Source organism: Acidobacteriaceae bacterium, assembly GCA_028283655.1.
GTDB lineage: Bacteria > Acidobacteriota > Terriglobia > Terriglobales > Acidobacteriaceae > Granulicella.
The window spans coordinates 25,974-42,466 of the sequence record JAPWKE010000002.1; the positions used below are offsets into that span (position 1 = coordinate 25,974).

16 protein-coding genes are annotated in these 16,493 nt (G+C 60.6%); 10 read left to right on the forward strand and 6 right to left on the reverse strand.

The genetic code is table 11. The features are described 5' to 3' along the window. The first annotated feature begins 60 nt into the window (after nt 1-60). From PW792_01725 to PW792_01735, 3 genes are all read left to right on the forward strand, one after another. Nucleotides 61-1,188 (forward strand): alginate lyase family protein, encoded by a 1,128-nt coding sequence (locus PW792_01725; protein MDE1160644.1) that lies wholly within the window; start codon nt 61-63, stop codon nt 1,186-1,188. Between the two features lie 232 nt (nt 1,189-1,420). Next, nucleotides 1,421-2,002 (forward strand): TetR/AcrR family transcriptional regulator, encoded by a 582-nt coding sequence (locus PW792_01730; GenBank protein ID MDE1160645.1) that lies wholly within the window; start codon nt 1,421-1,423, stop codon nt 2,000-2,002. A gap of 67 nt (nt 2,003-2,069) precedes the next feature. Next, nucleotides 2,070-2,630 carry a hypothetical protein gene (locus PW792_01735; GenBank protein MDE1160646.1) on the forward strand — a complete coding sequence of 187 codons (561 nt, stop codon included), beginning with the start codon at nt 2,070-2,072 and terminating at the stop codon, nt 2,628-2,630. 57 nt (nt 2,631-2,687) lie between these two features. Here PW792_01735 and PW792_01740 read toward each other — a convergent pair whose 3' ends face one another. From PW792_01740 to PW792_01760, 5 genes are read right to left on the reverse strand one after another with little or no spacing between them, the layout of a single operon-like run. After that, nucleotides 2,688-3,434 (reverse strand): ABC transporter permease subunit, encoded by a 747-nt coding sequence (locus PW792_01740; GenBank protein ID MDE1160647.1) that lies wholly within the window; start codon nt 3,432-3,434, stop codon nt 2,688-2,690. After that, nucleotides 3,431-4,222, reverse strand: a complete 792-nt coding sequence (locus PW792_01745) for an ABC transporter permease subunit (GenBank protein ID MDE1160648.1) — start codon at nt 4,220-4,222, stop codon at nt 3,431-3,433. The genes PW792_01740 and PW792_01745 overlap by 4 nt, the downstream gene beginning before the upstream one ends. Next, nucleotides 4,219-4,977 (reverse strand): ABC transporter ATP-binding protein, encoded by a 759-nt coding sequence (locus PW792_01750; protein ID MDE1160649.1) that lies wholly within the window; start codon nt 4,975-4,977, stop codon nt 4,219-4,221. The genes PW792_01745 and PW792_01750 overlap by 4 nt, the downstream gene beginning before the upstream one ends. Nucleotides 4,978-5,004: 27 nt before the next feature. Further along, on the reverse strand, nt 5,005-6,399 hold the full coding sequence (locus tag PW792_01755; protein ID MDE1160650.1) for an amidohydrolase family protein: 1,395 nt from the start codon (nt 6,397-6,399) through the stop codon (nt 5,005-5,007). Further along, nucleotides 6,383-7,414, reverse strand: coding sequence for an ABC transporter substrate-binding protein (locus PW792_01760; protein MDE1160651.1), 1,032 nt, complete (start codon nt 7,412-7,414; stop codon nt 6,383-6,385). Before PW792_01760 ends, PW792_01755 begins: the two co-directional genes overlap by 17 nt. 398 nt (nt 7,415-7,812) lie before the next feature. Here PW792_01760 and PW792_01765 point away from each other — a divergent pair, with 398 nt between their 5' ends. The 7 genes from PW792_01765 to PW792_01795 all read left to right on the forward strand — a co-directional run bounded on the left by PW792_01765 (nt 7,813) and on the right by PW792_01795 (nt 15,939). Continuing rightward, nucleotides 7,813-10,560, forward strand: coding sequence for a PSD1 and planctomycete cytochrome C domain-containing protein (locus PW792_01765; protein MDE1160652.1), 2,748 nt, complete (start codon nt 7,813-7,815; stop codon nt 10,558-10,560). 24 nt (nt 10,561-10,584) lie between these two features. Then, on the forward strand, nt 10,585-11,979 hold the full coding sequence (locus tag PW792_01770) for a DUF1501 domain-containing protein (protein ID MDE1160653.1): 1,395 nt from the start codon (nt 10,585-10,587) through the stop codon (nt 11,977-11,979). A gap of 28 nt (nt 11,980-12,007) precedes the next feature. Continuing rightward, nucleotides 12,008-12,913: an alpha/beta hydrolase gene (locus PW792_01775; GenBank protein ID MDE1160654.1), complete on the forward strand. Its 906-nt coding sequence runs from the start codon at nt 12,008-12,010 to the stop codon at nt 12,911-12,913. A gap of 90 nt (nt 12,914-13,003) precedes the next feature. After that, a complete protein-coding gene (locus PW792_01780) occupies nt 13,004-13,483 on the forward strand; it encodes a GNAT family N-acetyltransferase (GenBank protein MDE1160655.1) in 480 nt (159 codons plus the stop codon). A 104-nt stretch (nt 13,484-13,587) separates the two neighbouring features. After that, on the forward strand, nt 13,588-14,133 hold the full coding sequence (locus tag PW792_01785; GenBank protein ID MDE1160656.1) for a tail fiber protein: 546 nt from the start codon (nt 13,588-13,590) through the stop codon (nt 14,131-14,133). 373 nt (nt 14,134-14,506) lie between these two features. Then, on the forward strand, nt 14,507-14,983 hold the full coding sequence (locus PW792_01790; GenBank protein ID MDE1160657.1) for an aspartyl/asparaginyl beta-hydroxylase domain-containing protein: 477 nt from the start codon (nt 14,507-14,509) through the stop codon (nt 14,981-14,983). Between the two features lie 50 nt (nt 14,984-15,033). After that, nucleotides 15,034-15,939 carry a sulfotransferase gene (locus tag PW792_01795; GenBank protein MDE1160658.1) on the forward strand — a complete coding sequence of 302 codons (906 nt, stop codon included), beginning with the start codon at nt 15,034-15,036 and terminating at the stop codon, nt 15,937-15,939. Here the strand turns inward: PW792_01795 and cysC are convergent. Then, nucleotides 15,936-16,487, reverse strand: coding sequence for an adenylyl-sulfate kinase (cysC, locus tag PW792_01800; protein MDE1160659.1), 552 nt, complete (start codon nt 16,485-16,487; stop codon nt 15,936-15,938). The two genes, PW792_01795 and cysC, sit on opposite strands and share 4 nt — an antisense overlap. Between the last annotated feature and the right edge of the window lie 6 nt (nt 16,488-16,493).

Consider the following 16,493-nt stretch of genomic DNA (forward strand, 5'->3'; position numbering starts at 1 on the left):
AAGTTCCTACTCCTGCACCTGCCCCCGGAGATTTATATTGGCCGAATGAGAGTCTCTCTCTTGATTGCCTTCGCGCTGGCACTACATTCTTGCGTCCCTGCTTCTCTCGCTGAGGAGCCCAAGCTAGCGCATGTCAATGACCATAAGGCTTCGTTCCTTGATGTGGAACAGAGGCGTGAAGAACTTCACGTAGCTTCGACACCGCGAGTGCGCGAAGCGCTGAATGCTACCCGGTCATGCTTGTCCACGTCGCCCGTCGAGCCGCCGAGCGGAAAGATTTATATACCGCGTCGTCACGTGAATGGCGGTCACGGAAAAACAAATCCACGCGAAAGCGAGCTGTCACAACCCTACTATCACATTCAGGCGCTGGCTGCGAACGGCGCGAATAGCTTTCTAATCACTGGCGATCACAAGGAATCGGAATGCGTCCTTGATGCGCTCGATCGCTGGGCTGCCGCAGACACCTTAATGAATTACGACGCCGCTGCCGATTCCGAAGCCTGGAATCAGGTGGGATGGACGATCGCATCCCTGTCGCTGTCCGTTTCCGTGATTGAGTCCGACGCGGAACTGGACGTCGGGAAGAGAAAGGATGTAGTTCACTGGTTGCACCGTGCGTGCGTACGGTTGATTTCTCAGAAGAAGATACACGGTGAACAGCTCGTCAATGAGAATAACCTCTCCTATTGGCGTGGGCTCGCAGCCACGGCAACCGGAATCATCACCTCGGACGACCAGCTATTCACCTATGGACTCGCCCAGTACGAGAGGGCCATCGGACAGATCGACAAGGACGGTTCTTGGCCGCTGGAAATGGAACGCAAGGAACTTGCGCTTCACTATCAGAGCTTTGCTCTGGAAGCACTTGTGATGATTGCCGAGCTTGCCAAGAGGCAGGGCATTGATCTTTATTCCTATTCAGTGCATGGCAGAACATTATCTTCAGCCGTCGCATTTCTCTCTTCAGCGATGACCAAACCAGAGATCGCGGCGAAGCGTGCGGGAACCGAACAGAAGATCGATATCGACGCGTCAGACTTTTTCTCGTGGCTTGAGTATTGGAATCGGCGCTTCGGCCCCAGCGGCCTGGAGCCATACCTGAATCATCCTTGGTTTGCCGCGCGACTCGCAGGGAGCGCCACCTTATACGCCGCTCCCGCTCAACCTAAAGGAGGGCTGGAGTGAAGGACAAAACTGTCATTCAAAGCGAAATCTGCACATTTGGCCTGCACGATTCCTACACAGCCAAAATTGACCGTTTTAGGTCACGTAGAATCAGAAGTTTCTAAAAGTTTTCTCACCCGCCCAGGATGACAGTTGTTGAGGGTGTGGATGTGTGGAGAGGCTGGGCCCGAGCCCGCGAGCATGTAGAGTTATTTTTTGCGACTTTGCCTACTAGTAGGTAGTCATATCCCCTATGCACGGTGAGACGGCGGGACGGATTCTGACGACGGCGAAGGAACTAATGATGGAACGCGGCTACTCCGCGTTCAGCTATGCCGATATTGCTGAGGCTGTTGAGATTCGGAAGGCAAGCATTCATCATCACTTTCCGACGAAAGCGGAGCTTGTGGTGGCGGTGCTGAAAGCCCACCGCGAGGGCCTTGTGGAAGCGACAGAGATGCTGGACCAGAAGGTCCGGGATCCTTTGGCTCGGATCCGTTCGTATGTGCAGCATTGGGAGGGTTGCATTCGCGACCAGACGGCTCCGTTCTGCATTGCGGCGCTGCTGGGGGCGGAGGTTCCTGCGTTGCCGGAAGAGGTGCAGGCGGAGGTACAGTTACACTTCACGACGCTGGCGGCGTGGTTGGAGAAGACGTTAAAGCAGGGAGTGAAGCTGCAGGCGCTCAAGCTACAGAGCTCAGCGGCAAGCGAAGCGCAAGTACTGATGGCGGTGGTGCATGGAGCGATGCTTTCTGCACGAGCGACGCAGAGTGGAGAAATCTTCAAGATAGTTACGGATGCAGCATTAAAGCGGATCAGTCTGCCCAAGCAGTAGGGCAGCAAAGCGAAGCGTAAGATTTTTGTTCTATAAACCTACCTACTAGTAGAAAGAGATATTGATAATGAGTACTTTTTTGAAGCAGTCTGGCCGTTCCCTGCGCAACCTTTACTTTGTTCGTACTGTTTTCCAGTTGGTGTGGGCTGCCGGGGTTCTTTTGACCGCGTTGACGCACCCGGTAGTCGCCGCGGTTTTGTTGATCGCGTATCCGCTGTGGGATGTTGCCTGCACGGTCTATGACCTGCAAACGGCAGGGCAGAGCGGGAGCGCGAAAAACTCGCAGGTGCTCAACGCGGTTCTGGGTGTGGCGACGTCGGTGGCCATTGCGCTGACGGTGTTCCGCCACCCGGCGTATGCCATTGCGGCGTTTGGAGCGTGGGCGATGGTGGCTGGGCTGTTGCAGCTAGTTGCCGGGATTGTGCGGCGGAAGCAACTGGGCGGGCAGTGGGCGATGATCCTCAGCGGAGCGCAGTCGACCGTGGCGGGCATTACGTTTGTGCTGGGCGGACTTGGCGGGAAGCTGCACGCGAAGGATATGGGCGGCTATGCGATCTTTGGTGCGGTGTACTTCTTGATTGGTGGGATTTTGCTGGCGCGGAAGGGGTCTGTTGAGGGGCAGGGTTAAAGCCCTGCCCTACCGTTCTTGCCGCGTCGAGGCGGGTTGCCAGGTGTGAGAGCGGGCTTAGCTGAAGCGGGTGCGGATCCAGCGTTCGAATATGCCGGCAAGTTCGTAGAGGATTGACGAGAGAACCATGGCGATGATGCTGGCGCCGAGGGCGCGGCGGAGGTTGAACTCCTGCATGGTGACGGCGAAGAGGTTGCCGAGGCCGCCGGTCTGCATCAGGTACTCGGCCGTGACCGTGACGAGGACGCTGTAGGCTGTGCCGACGCGTAGTGCGACGGCCATGCTGGGCATGGCGGCGGGCAGCGCGAGCAGGGTGAGGCGGGCGCGCGAGGAGGCGTGCAGTGTGGCGAAGAACTCGGCCGAGCGACGCGGAAGGCGGTTCATTCCTGCGGCTCCGTAGACGAAGGCGGGGAAGAACGTCATGAGCGCGACGGTGAGGATTTCTGTGCGGCTGGTGTAGCCGAAGATGCGCGCGAGGATGGGGATGAGGCAGACTACTGGAGTTGCGAGCAGGACGAGCGAACCTGCCTGCAGCGCACCGCCGAGGAGGCTAGAGCCCCAGCAGAGAATGGCGAGGCCGAGACCCGCGAGCATACCCAGAGCGAGTCCGCCAAGCGAGAAGCCGAGCGTCCAGGCAGTGGGAAGAAGGTAGAGGCGCGGGTTGCTGAGGAGGTCGTGCGCAACCTGCAGGGGCGAGACGACGACGATGCTGTTGAGTCCGCTGGACATGACCCAGACCTGCCAGAGGGCGAGCAGGAGAAGGACGGCCCAGCTTTGTTGCAGGATGCGGAGAAGGAGCTTCATGCGAACCTCCGCGCGAGCAGGCCTTCGAGTGCAGAGACGACCATGTAAGCCGTGAGCGAAAGCGCCGCAGTGACGAGGACAGCGGCCCACAGCAGAGGGATCTGGTAGTTCTGCATCGTGTTGAGGATGACGATGCCGAGGCCACGCGCTGCGCCAAACCACTCGCCGACGATGGCGCCGAGCATGGCGGTGGTGACGCAGACTTTGAGGCCGCTGAGCAGAGTTGGGATGGCGGAGGGAAGCTCGAGCATCGTCATCTGCTGCCAGCGGGAGGCTCCGGTGGCGCGGAGGTAGCTGCCGGTGGTGTGGTCGGCAGAGCGCAGGCCTGCGGTGCCTGCGACGTAGATCTGGAAGAAGACGGGAATGGCTGCGAGCAGAGCAGGTGTGGCTTCGCGGCCCGCAGTGATGATGAGTACCGGGCCAAGCGCGATGACGGGCATCGCGTTCACGACGACGGAGACGCGGTCGAGACCGGCTTCAAGCTTGGGCAGCAGGCGCGTGAGCATCGCCGTGGCCAGTCCAAGGAGGCTGCCGGCGAAAAGGCCGATGAGTGCGGAGAGTCCGGTACTGGCGGCAGAGCGGATGAGCAGGTCGCGACGCCAGGAGATGGTGAAGACGCTCAGGACGTCGGTGAGTGCGGGAAGGGTTTTTCCTGCGAGGGCGTGCTTGCCTGCGATCTGCCAGGCGACGAGCAGGACGGCGAGTCCGATGACCTGCGCGAGGGCGCGGCGTGGGGTTTCGCTGAGGCTGGGGCGCGTGAGAGCACGTAGTTGGGAGCGAGCGTTCATGCCGGCTCCAGCAGATGGGTGAGTTCGTCGGCGAGTGCGTGGAAGCTGGGGTCGCGCATGGTGTCGGCGGAGCGGGGGCGGTCGAAGGGGACGCGCACGTTGCGGAGAACGCGGCCGGGGCGACCGCTCATGACGAGGATGCGGTCGGCGAGGAAGATGGCTTCTTCGACGGTGTGGGTGACGAGGACGGTGGTGATTTGCTGCTCGCTCCAGATGCGTTGCAGCTCGAGGTTCATGCTGCGGCGAGTGACGGGATCGAGTGCGCCGAAGGGTTCGTCGAGCAAGAGGACGCGGGGTTGCAGAGCGAGCGCACGGGCGATGGAGACGCGCTGCTTCATGCCGCCGGAGAGTTGCGAGGGGCGTGCGGATTCGAAGCCGCTGAGGCCGACGAGCTTGATGAGCGAGGCGATGCGGTCGGGGTCGGGCTTTTGTCCGGCGATCTGAAAGGGCAGCGCGAGGTTGGCTTCGACGCTGCGCCAGGGGAGCAGAGCGTGCTCCTGGAAGGCGATGCCGAGTTCGTGCTTCTTCTGCAGCTCAGAGGGTGGTTCGTTGCCGACGAGGACGTTGCCGGAGCTGGGAGCGTCGAGCCCGGCGATCATGTGCAGCAGCGTGCTTTTGCCGCAGCCGGAGGGGCCGAGTAACGCGATGAACTCGCCGTCGGCGATGGTGAGGTCGACGGTTTCGATGGCGCGGACCTGCTTGCCGCGTGCGAGGCGGAACTCTTTGGTGACGTTCTGGAGTTCGATGGAGGCCATGGGGGCGTTCTCGATGTTCTCTGTTGGTTAGGCGATGGCGCTGTCAAAGCGCGACATGATGGTGGAGTACTGTTTGGCGACGCGTTCGCGCATGGGTCCGAGGTCCACGGTGAGCAGCTCGCGGTTCTTCATGACGACGCGACCATCGACGACGACGGTGTGGACGTCGCGGCCAACGGTGCTTTCGGCGAGCGTGATGACGGGATCGAGCAGCGGGAACTGGTCGTAGTCGTCGGTGGAGACGAGGACGATGTCGGCTTTTTTGCCGACTTCGAGCGAGCCGATCTGATCGCCGAGGCGTGCGGCGCGTGCGCCGCCGCGGAAGGCCTGCTTGAGCATCTGCTCGCAGGTGACGGGCGGGTCGACGTGGTAGGGCGTGCCGTTGACGGCCTGCTGGCCGAGGACGGCACCGTGCACGACCTGGAACATGTCGAGCGAGGAACGTGTGGCTGCTCCGTCCGTGCCGAGACCGAGGGCGATGCCACGACGCATCATCTCCAGCACGCGCGGGCGGCCCATGGTGTAGTTGTTCAGCGAGCAGTGGCAGGCGGAGACGTTGCGCTTGGCGTAGAGGTCGAGCTCGTTGAGGCTGAGCAGCACGGAGTGCGCGGCGTGGACGTAGTGGTCGAGGCAACCGGTCTGTTCGAGATACTCGGCGGAACGCATGTTCCAGGTGCGGATGGCGTAGTCGACTTCGTAGGTGCCTTCGGCGAGGTGCGTGTGGATGGGCGTGTCGAGGGCGTGAGAAAGGTCGCGCATGCCGAAGCGGAGGGCTTCGGAGTTGACGAGAAGCTGGCGGAGAGAGAGCCAGGCGTTGACGCGGGAGTGCGGCTTCCAGCGGTTGACGAGCTCTTCGCTGCGGCGGAGAGCGACGTCGGTGTCCATGCGGCACTGCGGAGGAATGTCGTCGGTCGCGTCGACGGTGGCCATGGCGATGCGTCCGCGGATACCGATGTCATCTGCGGCGCGACCCATCTCGTCGGGGAAGGGGCCACCGGCTTCGAGGAAGCAGGTGGTTCCGCTGGCGATCATGGAGGAGTACGCGGTGAGGCCGCTGGCGTAGACGTCTTCGGGTTCGAGGCCGGCTTCGAAGGGGATGAGGTAGCGCTGCCACATGGGGGCACGCAGCTCGCCTTTGCGGCGGATGCTGGTCAGCTTGCTGTGCAGGAACTGCTGCGCGGTGTGGACGTGGCAGTCGATGAAGCCGGGCATGGCGATCATGCCTTTGGCGTCGATGGTTTCGGCAGCGGTGTAACGGGCTTCGGCGTCTTCAAGCGAACCGAGGAAGAGGATGTCTGTGCCGTCTACGGCGATGGCACCTGAGCGCACGACGGTGTCGGCGTCGTCGAAGGTGACGATGTCGGCGTTGCGGATGAGAAGGCTGATCGACTGCTTTTCCTGAGAATTAGGCGCGGCGGACATCGGGCGTGGCGTTTCCTTTCATGCGTTGGAAGGCTTCGTGCAGAAGCGAAAGATCGAAGAGGCGTTCGGGCGGCGGCAGACCGATGCGACCGGTGGCTTCGGCGGCGGCGTAGAGCGGGCCGAAGGCGGCAGGGCTGAAGGAGAAAGGGACCTGCTGGCCCGGCTCGACCTCGAGTTCAAGCTGTCCGATGTTGAGGTCGAGCTGTTGCGCGTAGTCGAGGCCAAGGTCGCCGCCGTAGCGTTCGGCGGCGAGGCGAGGCGCGAGGGTCTTATCGGCGAGGTTGGTTTCGCGCGCGTGAAGAAGTCCCTGGAGGAAGCCGATGAGCTGCTCGCGATGGTCGCGGACCATGCGGCGAGGAACGAAGAGCAGCGAAGACGGAACGCGGTAGCCAAGCTCGTAGATCTTGGTGACGAAGAAGTCTTTGCCACGCTTGAGGCCCATCTTTTCCAGCGTGCGTGGCTGGTTGGTGATGTAGCAGAAGTACGCGTCGCCCTGGCCTTCGAGCAGCGCTTCCGGCGAGAAGCCGACGGGGACGAGCTTGTAGTCGAGCGGAAGCTTGTTGAGCTTGAAGGTGGCGAGAAGTTCGGAGCGCTCGCTGGGGCCTTGCACGAGAAAGCGCGCGCCGATCATGTCCTTCGGCTTATGGATGGGGCGCGACGGCAGCGTGATGAGGCCGGTGGGCAGCACGGGAAACTGTGCGGCGATGATGACGAAGTCATTGCCCTGCAGGACGGCGTCCGTGAAGGGAAGCCACTCGGCATCGCCGAGCGTTGCTTCCTCGGCTGCAACCATCACGACAGGCTGCGGAGCGTTGGGGCCGCCGGGGATATAGCTGACATGCGCGCCGGTTTTGGCAAAGTATTTTTGATCGAGCGCGGTCCAGAGATTGCCGTACTCGACGTCAGGAATCCAGCCCAGCGCCCAGATGACGCTGTTGGATTGCGCATGACGACAGCCCGCCAGCGAGGCGGCTGAGGACAACGCGGCCAGGTGTAGAAAAGTCCGCCGATTCAACGAAGTACGTTCCTCATTCAGGTGTGAAAAGAGAAAAGGGCACCTGCCGATGAACGCAGAGTTCGCGTTCTGTGCGGGCTTGAACGTGTACAGCGCAGAGAGCTCTGCGGAGATGATAGCGCGGTTGGGCGGCGAGACAGAATCATTCCTTCGAATCATGAATTCCGAACAAGTGATTGGACACGGCGTAAATTTTCGGTAATTCTATGCGTGGGGCTGAAGAAGCTCTTTCCTTTTCGCAACTGAATCCAGGCCTGGAACACCGCAGCAGAGAACTAGCGCGGCGTACTGGCACAACTGCAAGCAGCTTCTGCTTACCTAGGGAGACCCCTACCTTGGCAAGGCGCAGTAGTCGTGTATTTCAAGCCGTATGTTGTAGCCGAGTGCTTCGCGCACTGTTGGCTGTAGCGATTTTTGTGCCCGTTGCCGGGCACGCCCAGACCGATGCGCAATATACGCAGACGGTGAAACCGATCTTTGACCGTTCGTGCTCGGGCTGCCATATGAATGGCGGCCATGCTGGCGGTTTGAAGATGGACTCGATGGGTTCGTTGCTGGCTGGTGGCGACAGCGGGGCGCCGGTGAAGTTTGGCAAGCCGGAAGCGTCGATGCTTTCGCAGGCGATTCACTGGAAGGACGAATCGCTGCAGATGCCGCCGAAGGGCAAGCTGAGCGATGACGATATCGCTGCGGTGGACAAGTGGATTGCGGCAAGCTCCGCGCCGATCGCGCCTGCGGATGCTCCTGCTGAGACTGCGGCAGCAACTTCTGAGACGAAGAGCCTTCCTGCGGTGGAGGCTTCAAAGCAGCCACTGAACCCTGCGTTGACGGCGACGAATGTGGCTGAGGTTAAGCCCGCGAGTTCGCCCGCGCTGGCCGCGGAGCAGGAAGCGTACTTCGAGACATATGTTCGCCCGGTGCTGGTGAACAAGTGCTATTCGTGCCATGCGGGCGCGGCGAAGGGCGGCTTGCGGATGGATTCGCGCAAGGCGTTGCTGCAGGGTGGCAAGGACGGCGCGGTGGTTGTGCCGGGGCATCCTGAGCTGAGCATGTTGGCGACGGCGGTGCACTATGGCGATGGCCGTTTGCAGATGCCTCCGCGTGGCCCGTTGAAGCCGGAAGAAGTGACGGCGATCGATCAGTGGATCAAGGACGGCCTGCCGTGGCCAGGTGGCGATGTGTCCCCGGTGACGAAGGTGACGGCGGACGCGCGCAAGTTCTGGTCGTTCCAGCCGGTGGTTCGGCCTGAGGTTCCGAAGGTTGAGTCCACGTGGGTGGACAACGACATCGACCGCTTCATCCTGACGAAGCTGGAAGAGAAGAAGCTGAAGGTCGGCGAGGATGCGGACAAGCGCACGCTGTTGCGTCGCGTGACGTATGACCTCACTGGTCTGCCGCCGACGACGGCGGAGATGCAGGCGTTCCTCGCAGATAAATCGCCGAAGGCGTATGAGCGTGTTGTCGATCGCTTGCTGGCGTCGACCGCGTACGGCGAGCGTTGGGGCCGCATCTGGCTTGACGTGGTTCGCTATGCGGATACGACGGGCGCACTGGGCGACTTCCCGATTCCACAGGCGTTCAAGTATCGCGACTGGGTGATCGAGTCGTTCAACGAAGACAAGCCGTACGATCGATTCCTTAAGGAGCAGATTGCAGGTGATCTGCTGCCTGCGGCGAACGCCGACGAGCATTGGAAGCAGACAATTGCGACAGGCTATCTTGCCGAAGCGAACGTGGCGGACAACGCGCAGATCTATGACGCGGTCGATAATCTTGGCTCAGCGATGCTGGGCGTGACGGTGAGCTGCGCTCGCTGCCATGACCACAAGTTCGATCCGATTCCTACATCGGACTACTACGCGCTGGCGGGCATCTTCAAGAGCACGCACTTTCCGCGTGCGGGCAGCGATGGAATGCGCTACCAGAGCGAACTGGTGTATCGCGATCCAAAGGCTGCAGCAACGCCGGAGATGGTGGCGTTCCAGGCGCAGTTGAAGCCGATTGCGGATGCGATTGCAGCGGTGAACCGGTTGCCGGGAACGTACGACGACCTGATGCCTCAGCTTCAGCGCCGGCGCATGAACCTGTTTGAGCGCGCCCCTGCGATGCCGGAGTCCGCGTATGCGGTGACGGAGCAGAAGGTGCCGATGTCGGCGCAGATCATGCTGCACGGCGATCCGCTGAACCTGGGGGATGAGGTGCCGCGTGGCACGCTGCAGGTGCTGGGTGGCGGAGCGTTGCCCGCTGGCACGAAGGGCAGCGGACGGCTGGAGCTGGCGAACTGGGTTGCCAATGCGAACAATCCAACGACGACGCGGGTGATCGTAAACCGGTTGTGGCAGGGGCACTTCGGCCGTGGCATTGTGGCAACGCCGAACAACTTTGGTACGCGTGGTATGCCGCCGAGCAACCAGGCACTGCTGGACTTTCTAGCCAGCGAACTGGTGCGCAATGGATGGTCGATCAAGAGTATGCAGCGCATGATGGTGATGTCGCACGCGTATCGCTTGTCGGATAAGGACATCCCCGCTGACAGCGAGATCGATCCGGACAACGCGTACCTCTGGCGGCATTCGGTCCTGCGGCTGGATGCGGAGGAGATCCGCGACACGATGTTGGCGGACTCCGGTCAGCTTGACCGCACGCCGGGGGGGCAGCATCCGTTCCCGCCGATGGCGACGTGGAACTGGGAAGAACAGAACCCGTTCAAACCTGTGCTCTCGCGCTATGAAGACCACAAGCGCACCGTGTACATGATGATTCAGCGCACGGTGAAGCATCCGTATATGACGCTCTTCGACGGCGCAGATCCTGCGGTGAGCACGGATATTCGTACGTCGAGTCTGACGCCGTTGCAGGCGCTTTACTTCATGAACTCACCGTTCCCGCGTCAGTGCGCTGATGCGATGGCGGCTGAGTTGGAGAAGAAGGACGCAAAGCCTTCTGTGCGGATGGACGAGGCGTTCGAGGTGATCTTTAGTCGTCCGCCAGCGGCGGAGGAACGGAAGCGCAGCGAAGAGTTTATGGAGAAGGTGAGTACGAAGATGGTGGCTGAGGGAATGGCTCCCGAGGCTGCGCACGAAAAAGCGTTCTCGCATTTGATTCAGGCGATGTATTCCAGCAACGAGTTCATGTTTGTGCCGTAGCTGCAAGTAAGAGGAGAGTCGTGTATGTCGATCCGCAAGCCGCTTAATCGCCGCGTATTTCTACAGTCTCTGGCGGGTACTTCGTTTCTATTGCCTGGCATGTTGCACGAGATGATGGCCGAGACGTTGTCGCCTGCTGCAGCCGCAGCCGCGGCCGCGGCCAATCCGCTGGCTCCGCGTGCGCCAATGTTTCCGGCGAAGGCCAAGCGCGTGATCTTTCTTTACATGAGCGGTGGTGTTTCGCATGTGGACACGTTCGATCCCAAGCCGAAGCTCGCTGCGGATACGAGCAAGCAGTACAAGGGCGACTTTCTGCATGCGTCGCCGTGGAAGTTCAACCGCTATGCGAGCTGCGGAACGGAGGTCAGCGAACTCTTCCCGCACGTCGGCTCGATGATGGACGATATCTGCGTCATCCGGTCGATGAACAACGACATCCCGAACCACTCGCAGGCGGTGTTGCAGATTCACGGCGGCTCGACGGTGGAGCCGCGGCCGAGTATCGGCTCGTGGTCGAGCTACGCGCTGGGCACGGTGAACCAGGAGCTGCCGTCGTACATGGTGCTCGCGCCGGAGATTCCTTACGGCGGAGCGCAGTGTTGGGATTCGAGCTTCCTGCCGGCGTGCCATCAGGGCGTGCGCGTGATCCCGGGCCAGGAGGCGATTCCGAATATCAGCCGCGCGTCAAAGGTTGAGATTCAGGACATGGACCTTGGCCTGATCAACTTCTTCAACCAGCGCAACCTGGCTGAGCATGAAGGCGATAAGAACCTGGCGGCGCGCATCAAGACTTTTGAGACGGCAGCCGGTATGCAGATGGAAGCGCCGGAGGCGTTCGACATCACGAAGGAAAGCGATGCGACGCTGAAGATGTATGGCATCACGCGCGATACGAAGAAGGGCTTTGGCTGGCAGTGTCTTGTGGCCCGGCGTCTTGCGGAGCGCGGCGTACGCTTTGTCGAGCTGATCGATACGGGATCGGACAAGTACAACAACTGGGATTCGCACCTCGACATCAAGATGCATGCGACGCAGGCGCGCAAGGTGGATCAGCCGATCGCTGGTTTGCTGAAGGATTTGAAGTCGCGCGGGATGCTGGAAGACACGCTGGTGGTTTGGACGACGGAGTTCGGCCGCAAGCCGGGTGACTCTTCACCGGATGAGCAGGGGCGCACGCACTGGTCGAAGTCGTACTCCTCGTGGCTGGCGGGTGGTGGCATCAAGGGCGGCATCACGCATGGTCAGACGGATGACTACGGCTATGAAGTGGTCGATAAATCGGTGGACATTCACGACTTTCATGCGACGATTTTGAACCAGATGGGGCTCGACCATAAGAAGCTTACGTTCCGCCACGCGGGCCGCGATTATCGTCTGACGGACGTGGCCGGACATGTGGTGCGGGACATTATTGCGTAGGTTGCAGCAGATAGTTGAAGGGAAAAGAATGCGTCGGTTGATTCGTGTGATGGCTGGGGTTACAGCCCTGGCGTGTAGTTTTGCCGCAACCGCCCGGGCGCAGTCGCTGATGACGGAGCCGAGCGAGTTGCCGGTGCCAAAGTATGCGAAGGTCTTCGGGCAGAAAATCCGCTACTACGAGGTTGGCACGGGGCCGACGCTGGTGCTGGTGCATGGTTTCGCGAGTCAGGCGCGGTTCGACTGGGGCAAGGTGATTGTGCCGCTGTCGAAGACGCACCATGTGATTGCGCTCGACCAGATCGGCTTTGGCGGCAGTGATAAGCCCGCGGTTGATTACAGCATTCAGACGTTCGTGGACTTTCTGGGCGAGTTTCTGCGCGTGAAGCACGTCGATCACTTTGATCTGGCGGGCGAGTCGCTGGGCGGATGGGTCGTCGCGGATTACACGCTGCAGGCCCTGGAGCCGACGAATACGGGCATGTATGCGCTGCCGAAGCCGAGCAAGCTGATTATGGAAGATGCCGCCGGGCACAACGCGATTCATTCGCCGAGTGGGCTGACGAAGGTGACGGGTACGCTTGCCGAGTCGGCTGGCGTGGCGGTGATCTTCTTTCATAAAGACTGGGTGACGCCGGAGTTTGTTCGCGAGAACTTCACGATGAAGATGGAAGCCAACGATGGGCAGACCCAACGTCTGCTGCGAGCGAATCCGGCTCTGGATACGGAGACGGTTGGCGATAAGGTTCACGCCATTACGATTCCGACGCTGATTGTGTGGGGAGCGGAAGACCACGTGGTGCCGTTGGCTGATGGCAAAGATTACGCGGCGAAGATTCCTAACAGCAAACTGGTGATTATTCCTGAGTCAGGGCATGTACCTTCGACGGAGCAGCCGAAGGCGTTTTTGAAGGCTGTGAACGAATTTCTGAAGTAAGGGTGAATCTCTTCGGGTACTAGAGATGGGCCAGCAAAAAGCTGGCCCATTCCCATTGATGATTCGTTCGTGGCAGCATTATAGGGAATCATGCGCATACGCAACACCCAGGACGCCGACTTCTACCGCTGCGTGGAGATCTCACGTGAGGCGTGGCCATTCTTCAAGGAACGCGAGTCGATCTACCACTTGTTCTGCAAGTTCTTCGCGAACACTTCGTTTGTCTGTGAGAACAATGACGGACGTGTGGTGGGGTTCCTGTTTGGCTTTATGAGCCAGGTGAATCCGGCTGAGGCGTATATCCACCTGGTGGTTGTGGAGACGGCGGCGCAGGGGCAGGGGATTGCGGCTTCGCTCTATGAAGAGTTTATGGAGCGCGTGGAGTGGCTGGGTGCGGACCGTGTGCGGCTGATTGTGAATCCTGACAACAAGTCGTCGCAGAAGTTTCACCAGAAGCTTGGCTTTGTGGTGGATTTACATGGTCCGACGGTGCTTGTGGAGAGTGTGCTGGCGCATGAGAACTACAACGGGCCGGGGCTGCACATGGTGACGTACCTGCGCGAACTGTAGCGGCGCTGGAAACTGTTGACTTAGAGGGTTTTGCCTGCGATGCTTGGCTACCGCGTTCCTGTCGCCTTTTGGCGAGCGGCAACTCGTACCCTGGGGAGTTCTACGTGTCTACACCACTATTGGGATCCATCGCGATGTTTGCGGGCAACTTTGCACCGCGTAACTGGGCTTTTTGCAACGGACAGCTTATTGCGATTTCGCAGAATGCTGCTCTGTTCTCGATCCTTGGAACCACCTATGGCGGCAATGGAACCACCACATTTGCTTTGCCGGACCTGCGGGGGCGTTCCCCTATTGGATGGGGGACGGGGCCTGGTTTGAGCACGGTTGTGATCGGAGAAGTATCGGGCGTAGAGAGTCTGTATGTTTTGATCTCAAACCTGCCGCAACATGCGCATACAACCATGGTATCGACGGCGGCTGCGACGCTGACTTCCCCTGGCGCGAGTGCTTATCCTGCCATGATCAACAACGCAAATACGATTGGCCGTGGTGAGTCCCCGACTACCTACAACGGCTACGGTGCGGCCGGTGCGGCAGGCCCTCTTACGTCCTTGACCGGAGGCAATGTCCCGCTGGCGATACGCAATCCCTATCTGGGGGTGTCGTACATCATCGCACTTCAAGGCATTTTCCCTTCCCGCAACTAAGAACGCCAAGCGATCAGCGTAAGGTACGCGCTGATCGCTTTTCTCCTCATGACGCTTCATTGGACCAAGCTGCCGATGAGTTTCGACTCCGCCCCCTTGCGTGCGGAGGTTTTGTCATTGAGCGAAGAGGCATGGGTCTCACATTTCAACACCAACGACTACGACGGCGTGTGGAGCAGCGCCTCGCTGCGTTCGCCAACGGGGCGAGCAAACGATATTTTGCCTTTTAGTGCGGCGGGCGTTTTTCGCGATACGCCTTTGATGGACCAGTTCCCGGCGCTGCGTGCCGTGGTGGAGACGTTTCGGTTCCCGCTGAAAGCGGTGCGGCTGCTGAGGCTCCATGCTGGATCGCGGGTGAAGGAACACTGCGATCTTGATCTTGGGCTGGCCGATNGGCGAGTTGCGGATTCATGTGCCGGTTCTGACGAGCGAGTTGGTGGAGTTTGTTGTCGCGAACCGGCAGTTGCCGCTGCGTGCGGGCGAGGCGTGGTTTGTGGACTTTTCGCAGCCACACAGGATTTACAACGGCGGGGCTGAGCCTCGGGTGCATCTGGTGATCGACGGCACGGTGAATGCGTGGGCAGAGGAGCTTCTGCAGCGAGCTGTGCGCAACGTCCGAACGGAGACGACGCAGCCGCGAGGCATCGCCGAGTTTGAGCGTTTTCGCGCTGTGCTGGATGAGGACGAGGCTTTGCGTAGAGAGCTGGCGGGGTATTTTGCTCCGCATGAACTGGTGCAGGCCGTGGTGAGAGCTGGCCGAGAGCGCGGGTTTGCGCTCGAAAGCGAGGACGTGAACTCGGTGCTCATGGCTAATCGCAAAGAGTGGAACGGCAGGGTCGCATCGCTTTGAATTTTTCGGGATGGATACCTTTACGTTTCTTCTGGCGGGATGGTGCACCAGTGGTGCACTGGACGGAGCTTGGTGGCAAGCGCCTGCTGCAACCGTTCTTTGAGCAGGACCTGCAGGGCCACATGCAGCAGCCGTTTCATCAGCTCTTTCGCCGGGAGACCGGAATAGAAGAGCTATTGGAGTGGGGTGAGCAAAGCGCTTCGCTGCCTCTGCGCGGAGTAATTCTGCATATGTCGCGGTGTGGGTCGACGCTGATTTCGCAGATGCTGGCGGCGGTGCCACATTATGTCGTTGCTTCGGAGCCGTCGCCGCTTGATCAGGTACTGCGCTCGCAGGTGCACGCCCCCGGGCTTTCGCGCGAGATGCTGGTGCGGTGGACACGGGCGATGGTGGTGGCGCTGGCGCAGCCGCGAGCAGGTGGCGAAGATGGTTTCTTTGTGAAGCTGGATTGCTGGCATCTGCACCAGGTGGATCTGTTGCGCGAGGCGTTTCCTGATGTGCCGTTTGTCTTTCTGTATCGTGAACCTCTTGAGGTGATGGCCTCGCATGCTCGGATACCTGCGGCGTGGACGGTGCCGGGCCTGCTGCATCCGCTGATACTCGGCCTGCAGCAGGAGGACTGGCAGCCGCAGGCGCTTGAGGTGTACTGCGCTCGGGCGTTGCAGAATATTTGCGAAGCCGGGGTCGTAGCCGCGGAGCGTTATGGAGCACTGCTGCTGAACTTCACAGAACTTCCTGCTGCGATGTTTGGACGCGTGGCCAGGCACTTTGATCTGCGGCTGGAGGACTTTCCTGCGATGCTGGAACAGTCGCGGCGGAATGCCAAGGAGCCGATGATGCCGTTCGTTTCTGACAGTTCAGAGAAGCGTGCGTCGGCTTCTCTGCAGGTAAAGGCCGCGACGGAGACGTATCTGCGCGATGTGTATGAGCGGCTTGAGGCGGCGCGACTTGCTTAGCTCTGATGGAGCGCAGCGAGGACGAGAGAGCAGCTTTCTTCGACGGATTCGATGCCGGTGCGGCAATGAACGTCAGGCTGGGTCGGCACTTCGTAGGGCGCGTCGATACCGGTGAAGGCTGAGAGTTCGCCGGAGCGCGCGCGGCGGTAGAGACCCTTGGGGTCGCGGGCTTCACAGAGTGGAAGAGGAGCGTCGACGAAGATTTCCAGGAAGCGAACGGGGCTGCTGCGGCGAAACTCTTCGCGCAGGGCGCGGAAGGGGCTGATCGCGGCGACGAGTACGGTGGTGCCTGCGAGGGCGTGCTCGGAGGCCAGTGTGGCGAGTCGGCGCATGTTGGTCTGGCGGTCGGTGGAGGAGAAGCCGAGGTCGGCGGAGAGCGTACGCCGCACTTCGTCGCCGTCGAGCAACAGCAAGGTGCGACCACTGTTGCTAAGGGCACCCGCGACGGCACGGCTGAGCGTGGTTTTCCCGGAGGCGCTGAGCCCTGTAAACCAGAGGATGATGCCACGGGAGCTATCCGCGTGTGTCCGGAAAGATTCTGCTTGCATGTTGTT